General features: G+C 73.9%; 1 protein-coding gene. It reads right to left on the bottom strand.

Annotation, left to right across the window (positions count from 1 at the left end):
• A partial coding sequence (locus SB775_RS32295) for an SIS domain-containing protein (RefSeq protein ID WP_410865371.1) occupies positions 1–249 on the bottom strand: 249 nt, incomplete at both ends.

The following is a 249-nucleotide window of genomic DNA, read 5'->3' as shown; positions in this document are numbered from 1 at the left end:
GCACCGGACGCCGCGGCCGCCTCGGCGGAGCTCAGCGTGACGCCGTTGGAGCCGCTGCTGCTGATGCACACGCACACGTCGCCCGCTGTCAGGGCGCGAGCGGTCAGCTGCTGCACGATCGCGTCGACCGGCGCTTCGCTCGGACGGCTCGAGTTCAGGAAGCCGAGCGACGCCAGTTGCGCGATCGCCGCGGAGGCCCCGTTCCCGACGATGAGCAGTCGCCGGGCGGAGGCCATCGCGGCGACGGCC

The organism is Peribacillus sp. SIMBA_075, assembly GCF_046534585.1.
The sequence above is the reverse complement of the archived record's forward strand: the minus strand, read 5'-3'. Positions and strand labels throughout refer to the sequence as shown.